We start from the raw sequence: 15,153 nt of genomic DNA, 5'->3' as shown, positions 1-15,153 counted from the left end.
CCGTGGTGTGAAGTGGCCAGTTCTTCTGGTTCGGCGCCGCCGTTTCTTCTGGTTCGTAAGTTCGGCGCCGGCGCGTTCGTGCCCCGGGGAGCGCCGCCCCGGGGCACGGTGGCGTCAGTAGGTGAGGCCGAAGACCCAGACGAGCAGGGTCATGGAGGCGGCGATGATGAGCACGGTCGCGATCAGGTTGATCCAGACGCCGCCCTTCACCATCTGGCCCACGGTCACGTAGCCGGAGCCGAAGGCGATGGCGTTCGGCGGGGTGGCGACCGGGAGCATGAACGCGCAGGTGGCGGCGAGGGCCACCGGGGCGCACAGCATCAGCGGGTCGATGCCGGTGCCCATGGCCACGCCGGAGGCGACCGGGAGGAACGTCGCGGCGGTGGCGGTGTTCGAGGTCATCTCGGTCAGGAGCAGGATGCCGACGGCCGCGACGGCCACCAGGACGATCACCGGGATGTCGCCGAGGCCGGCCACCTGTTCGCCGATCCACTCGGACAGGCCGGAGTCGCTGAACTGCTTGGACAGGGCCAGACCGCCGCCGAAGAGGAGCAGCACGCCCCACGGCAGCTGGATGGCGGACTCCCAGTCCAGCAGGCGCACGCCGCGCTGGGCGTCGCCGCCGGCGGGCAGCAGGAAGAGCAGGATGCCGACGGCGATGGCGATGCCGGCGTCTGCGATCGGGGCGGAGTCCAGGCCCAGGACGTACTCGGACACCAGCGGCACGGCCACCCAGGCCAGGGCGGCGAGGACGAACAGGGCAAGCACGCGCCTTTCGCCGGAGGACATGGGGCCGAGCTTGGCCTTCTCCTCCCGGATGAGGTCCTGTCCTCCCTCGATCTGATCGATCTCCGGCCGGAAGAGGAGCTTGGTGAGCACGAACCAGCAGGCGACCATGAGCAGGATCGCCACCGGCATGCCGACGAGCATCCACTGGGCGAAGCCGATGTTCACATCGTGGGTCTCGCGCATGAAGCCGGCGAGCAGGGTGTTCGGCGGGGTGCCGATCAGCGTGCCGAGGGAGCCGATGGACGCGGCGTAGGCGATGCCGAGCATCAGGGCGGTGCCGAAGTTGGACTTGGTCAGCTTCTGGAGCTGCTGGTCGTCCATCTCGGCCGGGTCCTGTTCGAGCTCCTCGTCGGAGAGGTCCGCCTCGACGGCCTCGGCCTCGGCGCCGGTGGCGTACCGCTGCACCAGCATGAGCACGGAGATGCCGATGGGGAGCATCATCACGGCGGTGGCGGTGTTGGACACCCACATGGAGAGGAAGCCGGTGGCGATCATGAAGCCGGCGATGAGGTTCGCGGTCTTCGAGCCCATGGTGGCGAGCACGGAGAGCGCGATGCGGCGGTGCAGGTTCCAGCGCTGCATGGCCAGGGCCAGCATGAAGCCGCCCATGAAGAGGAAGATCGTGTCCGCGCCGTAGGAGGCACCGACGGCGGAGACGGACACTCCTTCGCCCTCCGGGGTCTCCGCGGCGGGGACGAACACGGGGAAGAGCACCAGCGGCAGCAGCGAGGTGGCCGGGATCGGGATGGCCTCGGTCATCCACCAGATCGCCATGAGCACGGCGGTGCCGGCGATCAGGCGCGGCCACACGCCGATGTCCGCCGGCATGAGGAAGAAGAGCAGCAGGCCGAGGGCGGGGCCGAGCAGGAGGCCGATGATGCGGTTGCGGACGGTGCCCCCGGGGACGGCCTCGGCGCGCATGCCGGGCGAGAGCTCCTGGGCGAAGTCCTTGGCCCTGGTATGGGGATCGTATTTCTTGAGGTGGTCACCGTGGACGGTGGACCGTGGCGACGAGGATGACATGGCCACTCCTTTGTGCAGTCAGGCGGGGTGCCCTGGCGGTGTCGGCGGAGGGCATGTGGTCCTCCTGTGACGTTCCTGCCCACAAGGTAACAGCGCGACAGCCGGGAATGTGCTCTGTGTCACGCGTTTCGGTCCTGCCTGTCCAGCCCGTGCGGGTCAGCGCCGCCCGTCGGACTCCTGGCCCTCAGTGCCGTCCGGCCAGAGCTCGCCCTGCTGCGCGGTGAGCTCGGGCGCGGAGAGCGGGCGGGGCAGCTGTTCCACCGGCGCGGCGCCGGAGAGCGGGGGCTCCAGCTGCGGGTCCAGCTCCTGGATCCGCCGTGCGGACGGCAGCACCCGGCTCTCCAGGGTGCCGAGCAGGCGGTTGTAGTGCTCCACGGACTTGCCGAGGGAGGAGCCCAGTTTCGTCAGGTGGCCGGCGAGGGTGCCGAGACGGTCGTAGAGCTGCCGGGCGGCGGCCACCACCTCGTGCGCGTCCTCGGCGATGCGCTCCTGCCGCCAGGCGTGCGCCACGGACTTCAGGGCCGTCAGCAGGGACACCGGAGCCACGAGGGCCACCCCGCGGGAGAAGGCGTGGTCCAGCAGGCCGGGGTCCTCCTCGAGTGCGGTGGCCAGCAGGGACTCTGAAGGGAGGAAGCACAGGACCAGCTCCGGGCTCTCGTCCAGCCCTGACCAGTAGGACTTCTGGGCGAGCGCGTCCACGTGGCGGCGCACGGCCGCGGCGTGGCTGGCTCGCAGCTGTTCCCGGCGTTCGCGGGCCTGGTCGTCGTGTTCGTCCGCCAGGTGCTGGGCGGCCACGCCGTCTGCGGCAGGGGCCTTGGCGTCCACGGCCAGGGCCTTTCCGCCGGGCAGGTGCACCAGCAGGTCCGGGCGCAGTCGCTGCCCGTCGGCGCCTGAGAGCGTGACCTGCTCGGAGAAGTCCGTGTGCGCCACCATCCCCGCGGCCTCCACCACGCGGCGCAGCTGCACCTCGCCCCAGTGGCCGCGTGCGGTGGTGGACCGCAGGGTGGAGAGCAGCTCGGTGGTCCGGTGCATCAGCGCCGAGTCCGTCCGCGCCGCCTGGCGCAGCTGCTCCCCGAGTGCGGCGAACTGGTCCACGCGGTCCCGTTCCAGCACGGCCACCTGTTCCTGGAGGTGGCGCATGCGCTCGCCCATCGGCGCCAGGGCCTTGAGCACGTCCGCGTCCCGCCGGCGGGCGTCCTCCTGTTCCTGCCGGCCCTGCTCGAGCATCCGTACGGACGTCTCCGCGCGGGCGAGCCGTTCGCGGGCCTGCGCGGCCTCGTCCGCGGCGCGCTCGGAGCGACGGCGCAACTCCTCCTCACGCAGGCGGGCACGGGAGGAGAGCAGCCAGGCGGCCAGCCCGGCGCCGAGTACCAGGCCCAGGCCGAGGCCCAGGATCAGGGAGAAGACGTCCATGCATCCCAGGGTGCCACCCGTGGCGGACAGGGTAGGCCGTCGTCGCCGGTCAGGGCCGCCGCGCCCCTTCGGGCCCCGGGCGGCGCAGCGGGCCCCGGGCCGCCGCGACCCTCCGGCCTCGGGCCGCCGCGCCCCTCCGGCTTCCGTCCCCCGGCCGCCGCGCCCCTCCGGTCCCGGGCCTCCGCGCCCCTTCGGGCCCGGGCCCGGGACCTCAGAGCCAGCCGCGGTCTCGTGCCACGGCGGCGGCCTCGGCGCGGGTGGAGGTGTGCGTCTTGCCGATGGCGCTGGAGAGGTGGTTGCGCACGGTGCCGGGGGACAGGTGCAGGGTGGCGGCGATCTCCCGCACCGGCGAGCCGTCCAGGGCGGCGCGGAGCACGTCCCGCTCGCGGCCGGTGAGGGGGCTGCCGCCCAGGGAGAGGGTCTCGGCCGCCAGCGAGGGGTCCACCACGCGCTGCCCCCGGGACACGCGGCGGACGGCGTCGGCGAGCTCCTCTGCCGGCACGTCCTTCACCACGAACCCGTCCGCGCCGGCCTCCAGGGCGCGGGAGAGGTAGCCGGGGCGGCCGAACGTGGTGACGATCAGCGCCCGGCAGGCGAGCCCGGACGCCTTCAGCGCCGCGGCGGCCTCGATCCCGTCCACGCCCGGCATCTCGACGTCCAGCAGGGCCACGTCCGCTGCGTGTTCGCGGGCCAGGTCCACCACCGCGGCGCCGGAGTCGGTCTGGGCGACGACCTCCATGTCCGGCTCCAGGTCCAGCAGCGCGGCGAGGCCGGCGCGGACCAGGGACTGGTCGTCCGCCAGCAGCAGGCGCAGCGGGGCGTCGGTGTTCACAGCGTGACCTCCACTCGGGTGCCGGGACGCTCGGTGCCCAGATGCTCCGGGCGCACCTCCAGTGTGCCTCCGGCGGCCCGGGCCCGGGCCCGCAGCCCGGCCAGGCCGGTGCCGCGGCGGCGTGACGACGACGGCTCGCTCGCCTCACCGGGGCCGCTCACCGGGACGGGGCCGTCCGGTCCGACGCCGTCGTCCACCACCGTCAGACGGTCGGCGGCGAGGGTGATGCGCACGCGCGCGGCGCCGGAGTGGCGGACCGCGTTGGTGACGGCCTCGCGCAGGGTCCAGGCGAACAGTTCGGCGGCCTGTGCGGGCACCTGCGCGACGGCTTCGATGCCGGGGACCTCCGCGCGGATGCCCGCGTCCGAGAGCACGCGGCGGGCGCCGGCGAGCTCGGTGGCCAGCTGTGGGGCGGACAGCCCGTCCACGGTGGAGCGGACCTCGCCGATCGCCGAGCGGGTCAGCGTGACGATCTGCTCGGCCTCCGCCTTGGCCCGGGCCGGGTCCACGTCGATCAGGCGGGTGACCAGCTGGGCCTTCACATGGACGGCGGTGAGGGAGTGGCCGAGGACGTCGTGGACGTCCCGGGCGAGCTCTTCCCGCTGGCGGGACAGGTCCAGTTCGTGGCGGACGGCCGTCATGGCATCCTCGCTGTCCGAGGCCAGGCGCACCGCCACGATCACGGCGGTGGCCACCAGGATGGAGCCGGTGAGCCAGATCTGCGGCTCACCGTCGGTGATGGTCAGGGCCAGGACGACGCCGATCGCGGCGATGACGGCGACGGCCGTCAGTGCGGTGCGGCGGCGCTGCGAGAACACCCAGACGGCCGCGAAGTAGGGGACCACGTTGATCGCGGCCGAGCCGGCGGTGGTGGCGAACAGGGCGGTGACGAGCACGAGCGCCAGGGTGTAGAGGCCGGTGTTCGCCGGACGGGGCCAGGACGGGACGGGGTCCGGGACGATGAACGAGACGAGGTACACCGCGGTGAACAGGACACCGGAGCCGACGGCGACCGCGGCGCCGGCGGCGTCCCCGGCCTGGATCCGCGCGACCGTCACCGAGGCGACCGCCATGAGCAGGAAGACGAGCCAGACGCCGGCGAAGCCGAGGACGGCACCCCACTCCTCGCGCGGCAGGACGCGGGAGCGGGGCACAGCGTCCGCGGTGTCCGCCGGGCCGGGATGGCCGGTGTTCATCGAGAGGTTCTCCGTCGGTTCGCGAGCAGGCAGATCCCCAGGAAGACGAGCGTCCAGACCGTGACGCTGAGCACGGCGGCCCACAGGGGGTCCGTGGTGACGCTGCCGTCTGTGGCGACGACCTTGCCCTCCATCATGGGCCACCGGGCCAGGACGCCGGGGCCGTAGAGCGGGGTGAAGCGGCCGATGTCCAGCAACAGGCCGTTGAGCGGCATGAACAGGTTGCCCAGGAAGCTGAACACCACGAGCATGCCGGAGGCGGCGCCCACGGCGGCTTCGGAGCGGAACAGCAGGGCCGCGGCGAGGCCGTAGAAGGCGAACGGCACGGCGGCCAGCAGGGTCAGGCCGGCGGAGGCGGCCCAGCGCCAGGCCCCGTCCAGCTCCGCGCCGGTGGCGGCGCCGACGGCGTAGATCAGCGCCACCGGTAGCACGGCGACGCAGACGGCGACGATCGCCTTGCCGAGCATGTAGGCGGTGCCGGACAGGGCCGTCAGGGACAGCTGGCGGCCCCAGCCGAGCTGGCGTTCCACTGCGGCCGAGCCGGCGATGGCGGTGGTGGCGGTGACGGCACCGTACAGGGCCATCGAGAGCATCGTGTGGGCGACCATGTTGCCGTTGCCGACCTGTGCGTCCCCCCATTCGGCCAGCGCGCCGAACATGAGGAACAGGGCCGTGGGAAGCACGGCGATGAAGAAGACGGACTCAACCAACTTCAGCTGGCGGATCAGGTCGTGGCCGACGAAGGAGGCCAGGCGGGCGCCTGGTCCGCGGGGTGAGGACAGGGCGGCGTCGGAGCGGGTGGCGGCGGTCATGGGGAGATCCTTTCCGTGCGGTGCGGGCGGATTCAGGCGGTGAGGTCCAGGAAGACGCGGTCGAGGGTGGCGCGCTCGACCTCGACGTCGTGGCCGAGGCCCTCGGTGAGCAGGGCGGCGACGAGGCGGTCGGAGGCCTCCGGGCCGTCGATGACGGAGAAGGCGACGCGGTCACCGGAAGCGGCGGGGCCGTCGTCGGGAAGGGCGATGCCCAGGCGGGCGGCGACCTCGGCGGGGGAGCCGGAGCCGGCCCACCGGCAGGAGACGGTGCGCGGCGCGCCCTCCGTCAGCTCGTGGACGGTGCCGGAGGTGTGGATGCGCCCCTGACGCATCAGGACGATGCGGTCGGCGAAGTCGGCGGCCTCCTGCAGGTAGTGGGTGGCGAAGACGACTGTGCGGCCACGGTCCGCCTCGGCGTGCATGGCGTCCCAGAACTCGGCCCGGGCGCCGACGTCCATCCCGGCGGTGGGCTCGTCCAGGACGAGCAGCTCCGGGTCGGTGAGCAGGGCGAGGCCGAAGCGCAGGCGCTGTTTCTCGCCGCCGGAGCACTTCTTCACCGGGCGGGAGGCGAGCGGGCCGAGCTGGGCACGCTCGATCACGTCCGTGACCGGGAGGTGGCGGCGGTGGCAGCCGGCGACGTAGCGCAGGGTCTGTGCGACGGTGAGGTCCTCGAGGAGGGCTCCGGTCTGGAGGACGGCGCCGACCCGGCCGTCGGCGACGGCACGGCGCGGGCTGCCACCGAACACCTCGAGGGCGCCGGAGGACGGGCGGGTGAAGCCCAGGACCATGTCCAGGAAGGTGGTCTTGCCGGCGCCGTTCGGGCCGAGCAGGGCCATCACCTCGCCGCGCGGGACGGTGAGGTCGACGCCGTCCACGGCGCGGACCTTCCCGAAGTGCTTCTGCACGTTCGCAGCGGAGACGGCGAGATCGGAGCCTGCGGTGTCAGGGGCGGAGGTCTCGGGGGCTGAGGTCTGCTGTGTGGTCTGCTGTGTGCTGCTCATGGCACCAGCCTGATTCACCAGGGGTGCCAGGAGAACTGCTGGGTGTCAGCAGGTGGACATGACGGATGTCATGGGTGCCCGGCTGTCATGGGTGCCCGGCGGGCGGCGGCTCACGCGAGCGGGTTCGGCCCGTTGGCCACCAGAGTCGGCTCGCCCAGGGCCTTCGGTGCGATCCCCTCCTCGGCGTGCCCCACGTCATGCGGGACCACCAGCCGCACGGACACGTCCTGCCCGGCCTCGAACGACTCCACGAAGTAGGCGGGCGTGAGGCCTTCGTCCGTCTGGACACCGCCGTCGAAGACGGCCACTGCGCGTGCCGGACGCGGTTCGATCCGTCCGACGAACCCTGCGGCGTCCTCCGGCGTCAGGTCCGGCTCGGTCCACATGCCGCGCATGCCCTCCGCGGTGACGGCCAGGACGGTGGGCTGCAGGTCCTGTCCCCGGCCCAGCAGGTCCAGGCCGTGCTCCACGGCCAGGTCGATGAGCGGGGCCATCGCGGCGGAGAAGCCGACCACCTGCTCGGCCGGGACGCCCTCGGAGGGCGGGGTGCCGTCGGAAGGCGGGGTGCCGTCGTCGGGAAGCGGGCTGCCGGTGGGGGAGGTGCTCGGGTTCACAGGGACCACGCTACCCGTCCCGGCGCGCCGGTAGGATGGTCCACCGTGGCACTGACTATCGGATTCGTGGGACTGCCCAATGTGGGCAAGTCGACCCTGTTCAACGCACTCACCCGCCAGAGCGTCCTCGCGGCGAACTACCCGTTCGCGACGATCGAGCCGAACGTGGGCGTGGTGAACCTGCCGGACGAGCGCCTGCCGCAGCTGGCCGAGATCTTCGGCTCCGAGCGGATCCTGCCGGCCACGGTGTCCTTCGTGGACATCGCGGGCATCGTGAAGGGCGCCTCCGAGGGCGAGGGGCTGGGCAACCAGTTCCTGGCGAACATCCGTGAGGCCCACGCGATCGCCCAGGTGGTGCGCGCCTTCGAGGACGGCGACGTGGTGCACGTGGACGGCACGGTGAACCCGGCCTCGGACATGGAGACCATCAACACCGAGCTGATCATCGCGGACCTGCAGACTGTGGAGAAGGCGATCCCGCGCATCGAGAAGGAGGTCAAGGGCAAGAAGCGCACCCAGGCCGAGCTGGACGCGCTGAAGGCCGCCCAGGCCGTCCTCGAGCGCGGGGACACCATCTTCACCGGCGTGACGAAGGACGGGCTGGAGCTGGAGCACCTGCGCGAGCTCAACCTGCTCACCGCCAAGCCCTTCATCTACGTGTTCAACTCGGACGAGGGTGTGCTGGGGGACGAGGCCAGGCAGGCCGAGCTGCGGGAGCTCGTGGCCCCGGCGCAGGCCGTGTTCCTGGACGCCAAGCTCGAGTCCGAGCTCGTGGACCTCTCCGCCGAGGAGGCCGCCGAGATGCTGGAGATGGCAGGACAGGAGGAGTCCGGCCTGGACCAGCTGGCCCGCGTGGGCTTCTCCACCCTCGGCCTGCAGACCTACCTGACCGCGGGGCCGAAGGAGACGCGCGCCTGGACCATCCCCGTCGGTGCGACCGCTCCGGAGGCCGCCGGCGTGATCCACACCGACTTCCAGCGCGGCTTCATCAAGGCAGAGATCGTGAGCTTCGACGATCTGATCGCTGCGGGGTCTATGGCGGAGGCGAAGGCTGCCGGCAAGGTCCGTATGGAGGGGAAGGAGTACGTCATGCGGGATGGGGACGTGGTGGAGTTCCGGTTCAACGTGTAGCACGGGTGCTACGATCGGTGCATGAGTACGGCTGAAGCGCACAGCGAGAGCCTCTCGCAGCGCGAGTTGCGCAACGAATCTGGGCGCGTGCTGCGTGAGGTGAGCGAGGGGCATTCGTTTGTGCTGACCAATCGCGGTATCCCCGTCGGGCGCATCGTTCCGCTCGATGCCCCGTCGTCCGCGCTACGCATCTCGCGACCGGCCAAGCGAGTCGGTGGTTGGTCCGATCTGAAGCCTCAGCCGACTGACCGCGATCGGCCGATGAACCGAATCCTCGACGATCTGCGGGGCGATCGGGTGTGAGTACCGCTCCGCTGGTGTATGTCGATACGTCCGCGCTCGGCGCACTGCTTGTTGCTCAGCCCGAGACTCAAGAGCTAGTGAACTGGCTTGATCGCGAGGATGCGCGCCTTGTCTCGAGTGATCTTCTGGAGACCGAACTGCGTCGCATGGCTGTCCGGGAAGGTCGGGGCCAGTCGAAAGTGAGCGCACTCTTGGAGGGCGTGTCGTTGGCGGCTCTCGACCGTGCAACGTATCGATCCGCAGGCTTCCTGCCGATGCAGTATCTGCGTGCTCTCGATGCCTTGCATCTGGAGGCTGCCATTCGCCTTGATGCTGATGCTGTCTTGACCTATGACCGTCGGCTTGGGGAAGCGGCGGAGACGGCTGGGCTCGGTGTCATCTCCCCGGGTGCCGTTGGGTGATCCGAGTGAACGGATTCGTGGTCCGCGCGCGTTCATTCGTTGCGGCGAACTATCCGCAGGCAGATGCGGCATTCCTCGGGGCAGTGCGGCCACTGGACATGCGACTGCATCTTCGGATATTGCTGGGCCAGTGCACTGCGGTCTGGCGTTTGACAAAGCCTGCCGCCTAACCTTGACACGGCCAATGTGTCGATAGAAGCGCAAGATTTCGACGTATTCTTCTGATGTGGCGATGACGGCTTCGACGTCTGGGGCCACGAACTGCGGGAGACGGAGCCGATCGAGCTGATTTTCGACGAGGGAGACGAGTAAGGGGTCAGAAGTGCGCCGCGTCACAGCTCGTCCAAGCAGGTAGGCGTAGCGTCGCCGCGAGCCCACCTCCATCGCGCGGCGTGAGCTCCAACGAACCGCCGTGGGCCTTCGCAATGGCGTCGACGAGTGCCAGACCCAGACCGTGGCCGGCACCTGCGGTCCGCTGGGACCGGGCGAAAGGCTCGACCCAGGTACGGATCTCGGCCGTGTCCAAGGCAGGGCCACCGGATTCCACGACGATCTCCGCATGCTGGCCCACCTTGGTCAGGGTCAACGACGCGTCCTCACCGTGGGTGATCCCATTGCGCACCAAATTCTCCACCGCCTGGCGCACCAGGGCCGGGGAGGCAGTGACCGTGACCGGCTCGGCTGCCACCGGCACGCCCTGCCCGCGCGTGATGTCACGGCACAGCGCAGCCAAATTCATCTCCTGTCTGTCGCGGACGTCCACGTTCGCCAGCTGCAGCAACGCGGTTATGGTCTCCGCGGCCCGCGCGTTCACCTCGCGAATCCGGCCCAAGGTCTCCCGCAGCGGCACGTCGTCGCCGCCGGCCAGCGCCACATCTGCCATCGTCTGAATCGTCGCGATCGGCGTCTTCAGCTCGTGAGAGGCATTCGACGCGAAACGGCGTTGCCGCTCGAGGGCATCCGCCAGCTCGTCGAGCATCGCATTGAGCGCAGCCGCCAGTTCACCCACCTCATCCGCGGGCCCCTCGTGGCTGATCCGAGCGCTCAGGTCACCGCGGGTCACGGTCGCAGCGTCGTGTGCGATCTCCCGCAGCGGTTTGATCACCAGACCGGCCACGAACCAACCGATCAGTCCGGCGACTGCGGTCAGCAGCGCCAGAGCAGCCGCGGAAGCCAGCAGCACGCGGCGCAGAATCTCATCGGTGATCGGCACTGCCCCGTCAATCACCAGGCCGTCATCCGGGGTGGGGATCTGGGCCAGAAACGGCACCGGGGTGAGCTTCAAATAGGCGTACACCAGCCCGATCAGCGCCAGGCCCACGCCCAGGGTGGTGGCCACGAACATCACCGTGATGCGCGCGCGCAGACTCAGTTTCACCGCGGCACCTCTGCCACGTAGTAACCAGAGCCTGCCACGGTGTGCACGATGCGCGGTTCGCCCAGCTTCTTGCGCAGGTGTGAGACCGTCACGCGCGGGGAGTTCGTGAAGGGGTCGGCGTTCTCATCCCAGGCCTCCGCGAGCAGGTCCTCCGTGGAGATCACCGCGCCGGCTGCCCCCATGAGCACTTCCAGTACCGCGAACTCCTTCGGGCTGAGTGAAACGTGTGCACCGCCTCGGGTGACCTCCCGGCGGGAGGTGTCCAGTCGTACGTTGCCGCAGCGGTAGATCTCGCCGCGCACCGGCAGGTTGCGCTTGGCCAGCGCGGCAACCCGCGCGATCAGCTCCGGGAGCTCGAAAGGCTTGGGAAGGTAGTCGTCCGCGCCGAGGTCGAAGCCCGTCAGCCGGTCGTCGAGCGTCCCCGAGGCGGTCAACATGATCACCCTCGTGGCCGGGTGGGTATCGACGACCCAGCGGCAGATGTCGTCGCCGTGGATGCCCGGCAGGTCCCGGTCCAGCACGAGGACATCGGGGCGGATCTCGTTGATGAGCGAGCGCGCAGCCGCACCGTCATAGGCCGCGTCAGCTTCCATGTTCGCGCCGTTCAGCGCGGTGCAGATGGCATCGGCCAGGTAGCTTTCGTCATCGACGACGAGAACACGGATCGTCATGGCATCGAGCGTAACTGCCTGCCTGTCGCGACGACGGCTCTTCGTACGTTTACGCTCTCGCAACATCGGGGTGCGTAGCGTCCTGGCCGTGCAGAACCGAAACGTTGGTGTCGACGTTGCGCGGGCCGTGGCGCTCGTCGGCATGATGACCGCGCACCTGACCTTCCTTGACGGCTTGGCCGTACAGGTGCTCTACGGCTTCCCGGCCGCGCTCTTCGCATTCATCTCCGGGGTGTCGATGGGCTACATGCGGGCGCGCCCCGCCCAGTTCATCGTGCGCGGGCTGTGCCTGATCGGCATGCACTTCGCACTCGCCCCGTTCGCCGGGCAAGTGTTTGTGGTGCTCGGCACCATCGGACTCTGCATGGCGTTGCTCGCCTGGGCACCGCGCTGGAGCTCGCCGGTGCTCCTGTGGCTGGCCTGTGTCCTGGCCTTCGGCTCGGCGGTGCTGGCCTCCGGATCAGTGGTGCTGATTGCCGCGTTCTGGCCTTACTCGCCAGTGATGTGGGCGACGCTGATGGTCGCCGGAATGCTGTTCCAAAGGCACATGGTCGCCCCCAGGCGCCTCGTTCTCGGCTTCGTGGTCGGGATGGGGTTATTCGTCGTGAATCTTGCGTTGCGCTGGTACATCCAGCTGCCGGGGTTCTTTGACGCCAACGGCCACACCGGAGGCCTTGGCGATGTCGTGGGCAGCATCGGGGCGTCGGTGGGTATGTGCTCGCTGTGCTGCCTGCTGCAGCGCTGGTTCGGCTGGCTCGCGCCACTGGGTCGCATGCCACTGACCGTGTACTGCCTCCATGTGCTCACAGCCGATTGGCTCGCGCCGACATGGTTCGGCATCTGGGTCAGCCTGGCCGGCGCCATCGTCATCTCTTTTGTCTGGCTTGCGGTGTTTGCGCGTGGCCCCGTCGAAACGCTGCTTCGCCGCATCATCGCGGTCGTTGGAAAGGAAGAGAATGAAGAAGTTCGCCGTTAGCTCCGTCGCCGGAGTGATCGCAGCAGTCACGCTCAGCGCTGGGCCTGCTTATGCACTGCAGAGCACAACCTTCGCGGAGGACACCGAGGAAGCCAAGCCGGTTGTCTCCGTGCGTGTCGATGACTCCGACCCGGATGACGGAGTGTGCACCGGAACCGCGATTGATCCCCACTGGGTGATCACCGCCCGCCACTGCGTTGATGCCGCGGCCAAGCCAGGGGGCTCCGTGCGCATCGGCCAGGGGGATCAGCAGCAGGTGTACCAGGTCGATCGCCACGAGATCGCCCCTCGTGGGGATATCGCCCTGCTGCACACCGAGCAGGAGATGGCCCTGGAGCAATTCGCCGAGGTGGCAGACGAGGTGCCCACCGGGGATGTGAATATTTACGGCTGGTCCTCCGACGGTTCGGGTGGCTCCACCAAGCTGCCCTCTGCCCGTGCCGAGATCCGTGGGGAGTCGCCGCTTGCACTCTTCGATGCACCCAAGGCCCTTGAGGTCGCACTGAAGGGCGGCGCACGCATTCAGCCGGGCGATTCCGGGGGTGCGATCTTTGCCGACGGCAAGGTCGCCGCCATCATGTCCGCCGGGCTCTTCGAAGACCCGGACAATCCGACCGAGGAGGAGATGACCTCCAATGCCGCTGTCGCAGTGGCGCCGGTGGCCGATCAGTTTGACTGGATCCGCGGGGTTATTGGCGGAACTGATGCGACGGAGACCGGGGAGGCATCCGAACAAGGCGATGCTGCGGCCGAGGCGCCCTCCGAAGGCTCTGCGGGGATCTGGGGCACCGTGGGCATTGGTGCGGGCGTGGTCGTCCTGGCAGCAGCCGGGGTGTGGTTGCTGCTGCGCCGCCGCGCCGCCTAGCTGCTCTGACCACGGAGGTTGGGTACGTGGGGGCCGGGCCGAAGGAGGCCCGTCGTTGGACGATCAGGCCGGCCCCGGAGCGCTTCCGGGGCCGGCCGTTGTGCGCCACCGGTGATGGCGTTCGCCGGGAAGGAGGTGGGTCTTCACGGTCTGTCGCGGATCGCCGGCTCAGTCCTCCTCGTGTCGCGTGTACCCGTAGGTGTCGGTCTGGGTCTCGTTGATCCAGATCTCAGCCTCCTGGCGGGGATCGTCGGGGTGTTCCACGCGCAGGGTCCGGCCGTAGGCCTCATCCACCAGGGCCACACGGAACCCGGCCCCCTCCAGCGGCTCCTTCAAGGACCCCACATCCGCGGCCTCAAAGGCCATCACCGTGGACTCCTCTCGGCCGATGTGGACGCCCACGATCCCGTCGCCGACCAGGTCCGCCCAGTCGCCGCTGTCCGAGGTGAGCCGCCTCTGCAGCCCCTGGCCCGCGAGTATCTGTGCGGTCTTCTCGACTTGCGGCGTGCACAGCAGTGGGGCCACCTGCACGGCGCCGCTCTTCACCGGCAGCTCGCCTCGGACCTCCTCGAGGCCGAACTCCACGCCGGGGGAGTCTCCGGAGGCGACCGAGAGCCGACCGCCGGCGAACTCGGCCAGGTGAGTGCCGTCGTCGTGCGTGGACACCGAGGCGCCGAGCGCCTTCAGCAGGGCGATCCACCGCTCCGGGTTCGGGGTGGTGATGACGGGGTGCACGATCATGACTGCTCCTTCTCCAGGTACTGGGTCAGCGCCTTCTCGACGAGCGCGGACAGGCTGGTGTTCTCATCCACGGCGCGGTGCTTCACCCGGGTGACGAGCTCGCGCGGCAGATAGACGTTGAACTGGGACTTCTCGGTCATGGGTAGGATGCTAGCACTCTAGGTGATGGGGTGGGTGCGCAGGCCAGTCGATAGAATCTGCCCCATGCGCGTACTTGTCACCGGTGGCGCCGGATTCCTTGGCTCCCACACCGTCAGTGTCCTGCTCGACGCCGGTCACGATGTCCTCGTGCTCGACAGCCCGGTTTCGAGCACGATTGTTCCCCTGGAGCGAGTGGCGGAGCTGGCTGGTGTGACGTTCGGAGGACCGCGCCTCAGGTTTCACAGAGCCGACGTACGTGAGCCCGTGTCCTACAGGGAGGCCGTGCTGGAATTCGGCCCGGATGCCGTCGTCCACTTCGCCGGACTGAAATCGCCTACGGAGTCACTTGCCGATCCAGCGTCGTATTACATGGTGAACGTTGCCGGTACCGCCGCCGTCGCCCAGGTCGCTAATGCCGCTGGTGTCCGCGCCTTCCTCTTCTCGTCCTCCGCCACGGTGTACGGGGATGAAGCGCCGGTGCCGGTGGGGGAGGATGCCGCTGTCGCGCCGGTCACGCCCTATGGGCACTCCAAGCTCATGGCGGAGCAGGTGCTCCGGGACATGCACGAGGCGGAGCGTCGTATGGGGGTGGCTGTGCTGCGCTACTTCAACCCCGTCGGCGCGCATCCCTCCGGTCGTCTCGGGGAGGACCCGCAGGGCGTTCCCGCCAACCTGATGCCGTTCGTGGCGCGAGTCGCCGGCGGGCGATACGAGAAACTGAACGTCTTCGGCGCCGATTTCGCCACGCGTGACGGCAGCGCCGTGCGGGACTTCATCCACGTCATGGACCTGGCCGAGGCCCACGTGGCCACCCTTGAATGGATGGTGGCCAGGCCCGGGGAAGAGGTCGGGGTGCGAGTCTGGAA

General features: G+C 69.7%; 17 protein-coding genes. 6 read left to right on the top strand and 11 right to left on the bottom strand.

What is annotated here, in order from left to right:
- Positions 1-114: 114 nt before the first annotated feature.
- The 7 genes from MLY01S_RS03665 to MLY01S_RS03635 all read right to left on the bottom strand — a co-directional run bounded on the left by MLY01S_RS03665 (position 115) and on the right by MLY01S_RS03635 (position 7,680).
- Positions 115-1,812, bottom strand: a complete 1,698-nt coding sequence (locus MLY01S_RS03665; RefSeq protein WP_067189412.1) for an SLC13 family permease — start codon at positions 1,810-1,812, stop codon at positions 115-117.
- 156 nt (positions 1,813-1,968) lie between these two features.
- Positions 1,969-3,225: a DNA recombination protein RmuC gene (locus MLY01S_RS03660; RefSeq protein ID WP_067189410.1), complete on the bottom strand. Its 1,257-nt coding sequence runs from the start codon at positions 3,223-3,225 to the stop codon at positions 1,969-1,971.
- Between the two features lie 211 nt (positions 3,226-3,436).
- Complete coding sequence (locus MLY01S_RS03655; RefSeq protein WP_067189409.1) at positions 3,437-4,057, bottom strand: response regulator transcription factor; 621 nt, start codon at positions 4,055-4,057, stop codon at positions 3,437-3,439.
- Entirely contained in the window at positions 4,054-5,253 is a 1,200-nt protein-coding gene (locus tag MLY01S_RS03650) for a histidine kinase (protein ID WP_067189407.1), read from the bottom strand. The genes MLY01S_RS03655 and MLY01S_RS03650 overlap by 4 nt, the downstream gene beginning before the upstream one ends.
- Positions 5,250-6,065, bottom strand: coding sequence for an ABC transporter permease (locus MLY01S_RS03645; protein WP_245232087.1), 816 nt, complete (start codon positions 6,063-6,065; stop codon positions 5,250-5,252). Before MLY01S_RS03645 ends, MLY01S_RS03650 begins: the two co-directional genes overlap by 4 nt.
- A gap of 32 nt (positions 6,066-6,097) precedes the next feature.
- The gene (locus MLY01S_RS03640) at positions 6,098-7,066 is read right to left on the bottom strand and encodes an ABC transporter ATP-binding protein (protein WP_082739632.1); all 969 of its coding nucleotides are present in this window, start codon (positions 7,064-7,066) and stop codon (positions 6,098-6,100) included.
- A gap of 110 nt (positions 7,067-7,176) precedes the next feature.
- Positions 7,177-7,680, bottom strand: a complete 504-nt coding sequence (locus MLY01S_RS03635) for a hypothetical protein (protein ID WP_245232086.1) — start codon at positions 7,678-7,680, stop codon at positions 7,177-7,179.
- Positions 7,681-7,725: 45 nt separating this feature from the next.
- On the opposite strand from MLY01S_RS03635, the gene ychF reads away from it, so the two are divergent.
- From ychF to MLY01S_RS12005, 3 genes are read left to right on the top strand one after another with little or no spacing between them, the layout of a single operon-like run.
- Positions 7,726-8,811 (top strand): redox-regulated ATPase YchF, encoded by a 1,086-nt coding sequence (gene ychF / locus MLY01S_RS03630; RefSeq protein ID WP_067189405.1) that lies wholly within the window; start codon positions 7,726-7,728, stop codon positions 8,809-8,811.
- A 21-nt stretch (positions 8,812-8,832) separates the two neighbouring features.
- Positions 8,833-9,114 carry a type II toxin-antitoxin system Phd/YefM family antitoxin gene (locus MLY01S_RS12010; RefSeq protein ID WP_082739630.1) on the top strand — a complete coding sequence of 94 codons (282 nt, stop codon included), beginning with the start codon at positions 8,833-8,835 and terminating at the stop codon, positions 9,112-9,114.
- Positions 9,111-9,515 carry a type II toxin-antitoxin system VapC family toxin gene (locus MLY01S_RS12005; protein ID WP_082739628.1) on the top strand — a complete coding sequence of 135 codons (405 nt, stop codon included), beginning with the start codon at positions 9,111-9,113 and terminating at the stop codon, positions 9,513-9,515. Before MLY01S_RS12010 ends, MLY01S_RS12005 begins: the two co-directional genes overlap by 4 nt.
- 316 nt (positions 9,516-9,831) lie before the next feature.
- Here the strand turns inward: MLY01S_RS12005 and MLY01S_RS03625 are convergent, their stop codons facing one another.
- Both MLY01S_RS03625 and MLY01S_RS03620 read right to left on the bottom strand, forming a co-directional pair.
- Positions 9,832-10,893: a HAMP domain-containing sensor histidine kinase gene (locus tag MLY01S_RS03625; protein WP_067189403.1), complete on the bottom strand. Its 1,062-nt coding sequence runs from the start codon at positions 10,891-10,893 to the stop codon at positions 9,832-9,834.
- Entirely contained in the window at positions 10,890-11,558 is a 669-nt protein-coding gene (locus MLY01S_RS03620) for a response regulator transcription factor (protein WP_067189416.1), read from the bottom strand. Before MLY01S_RS03620 ends, MLY01S_RS03625 begins: the two co-directional genes overlap by 4 nt.
- 94 nt (positions 11,559-11,652) lie before the next feature.
- On the opposite strand from MLY01S_RS03620, the gene MLY01S_RS03615 reads away from it, so the two are divergent.
- Together MLY01S_RS03615 and MLY01S_RS03610 are read left to right on the top strand one after the other, a co-directional pair.
- The gene (locus MLY01S_RS03615; protein WP_067189415.1) at positions 11,653-12,540 is read left to right on the top strand and encodes a DUF418 domain-containing protein; all 888 of its coding nucleotides are present in this window, start codon (positions 11,653-11,655) and stop codon (positions 12,538-12,540) included.
- Positions 12,521-13,405 (top strand): trypsin-like serine protease, encoded by an 885-nt coding sequence (locus MLY01S_RS03610; RefSeq protein WP_067189401.1) that lies wholly within the window; start codon positions 12,521-12,523, stop codon positions 13,403-13,405. Before MLY01S_RS03615 ends, MLY01S_RS03610 begins: the two co-directional genes overlap by 20 nt.
- A gap of 168 nt (positions 13,406-13,573) precedes the next feature.
- On the opposite strand, the gene MLY01S_RS03605 is transcribed toward MLY01S_RS03610, so the two are convergent.
- The gene (locus tag MLY01S_RS03605; RefSeq protein ID WP_067189399.1) at positions 13,574-14,146 is read right to left on the bottom strand and encodes a hypothetical protein; all 573 of its coding nucleotides are present in this window, start codon (positions 14,144-14,146) and stop codon (positions 13,574-13,576) included.
- Complete coding sequence (locus tag MLY01S_RS03600; RefSeq protein ID WP_067189397.1) at positions 14,143-14,286, bottom strand: ribbon-helix-helix domain-containing protein; 144 nt, start codon at positions 14,284-14,286, stop codon at positions 14,143-14,145. Before MLY01S_RS03600 ends, MLY01S_RS03605 begins: the two co-directional genes overlap by 4 nt.
- Before the next feature lie 64 nt (positions 14,287-14,350).
- On the opposite strand from MLY01S_RS03600, the gene galE reads away from it, so the two are divergent.
- Positions 14,351-15,153: UDP-glucose 4-epimerase GalE (galE, locus tag MLY01S_RS03595; RefSeq protein ID WP_067189414.1), on the top strand; the 803-nt coding region annotated here is incomplete at its 3' end.

The sequence above is a fragment of the Micrococcus lylae NBRC 15355 genome (genome assembly GCF_001570885.1).
GTDB classification, from domain to species: Bacteria; Actinomycetota; Actinomycetes; order Actinomycetales; family Micrococcaceae; genus Micrococcus; species Micrococcus lylae.
Note: the sequence above shows the minus strand (reverse complement) of the source record. Positions and strands in the feature narration are given on the sequence as shown.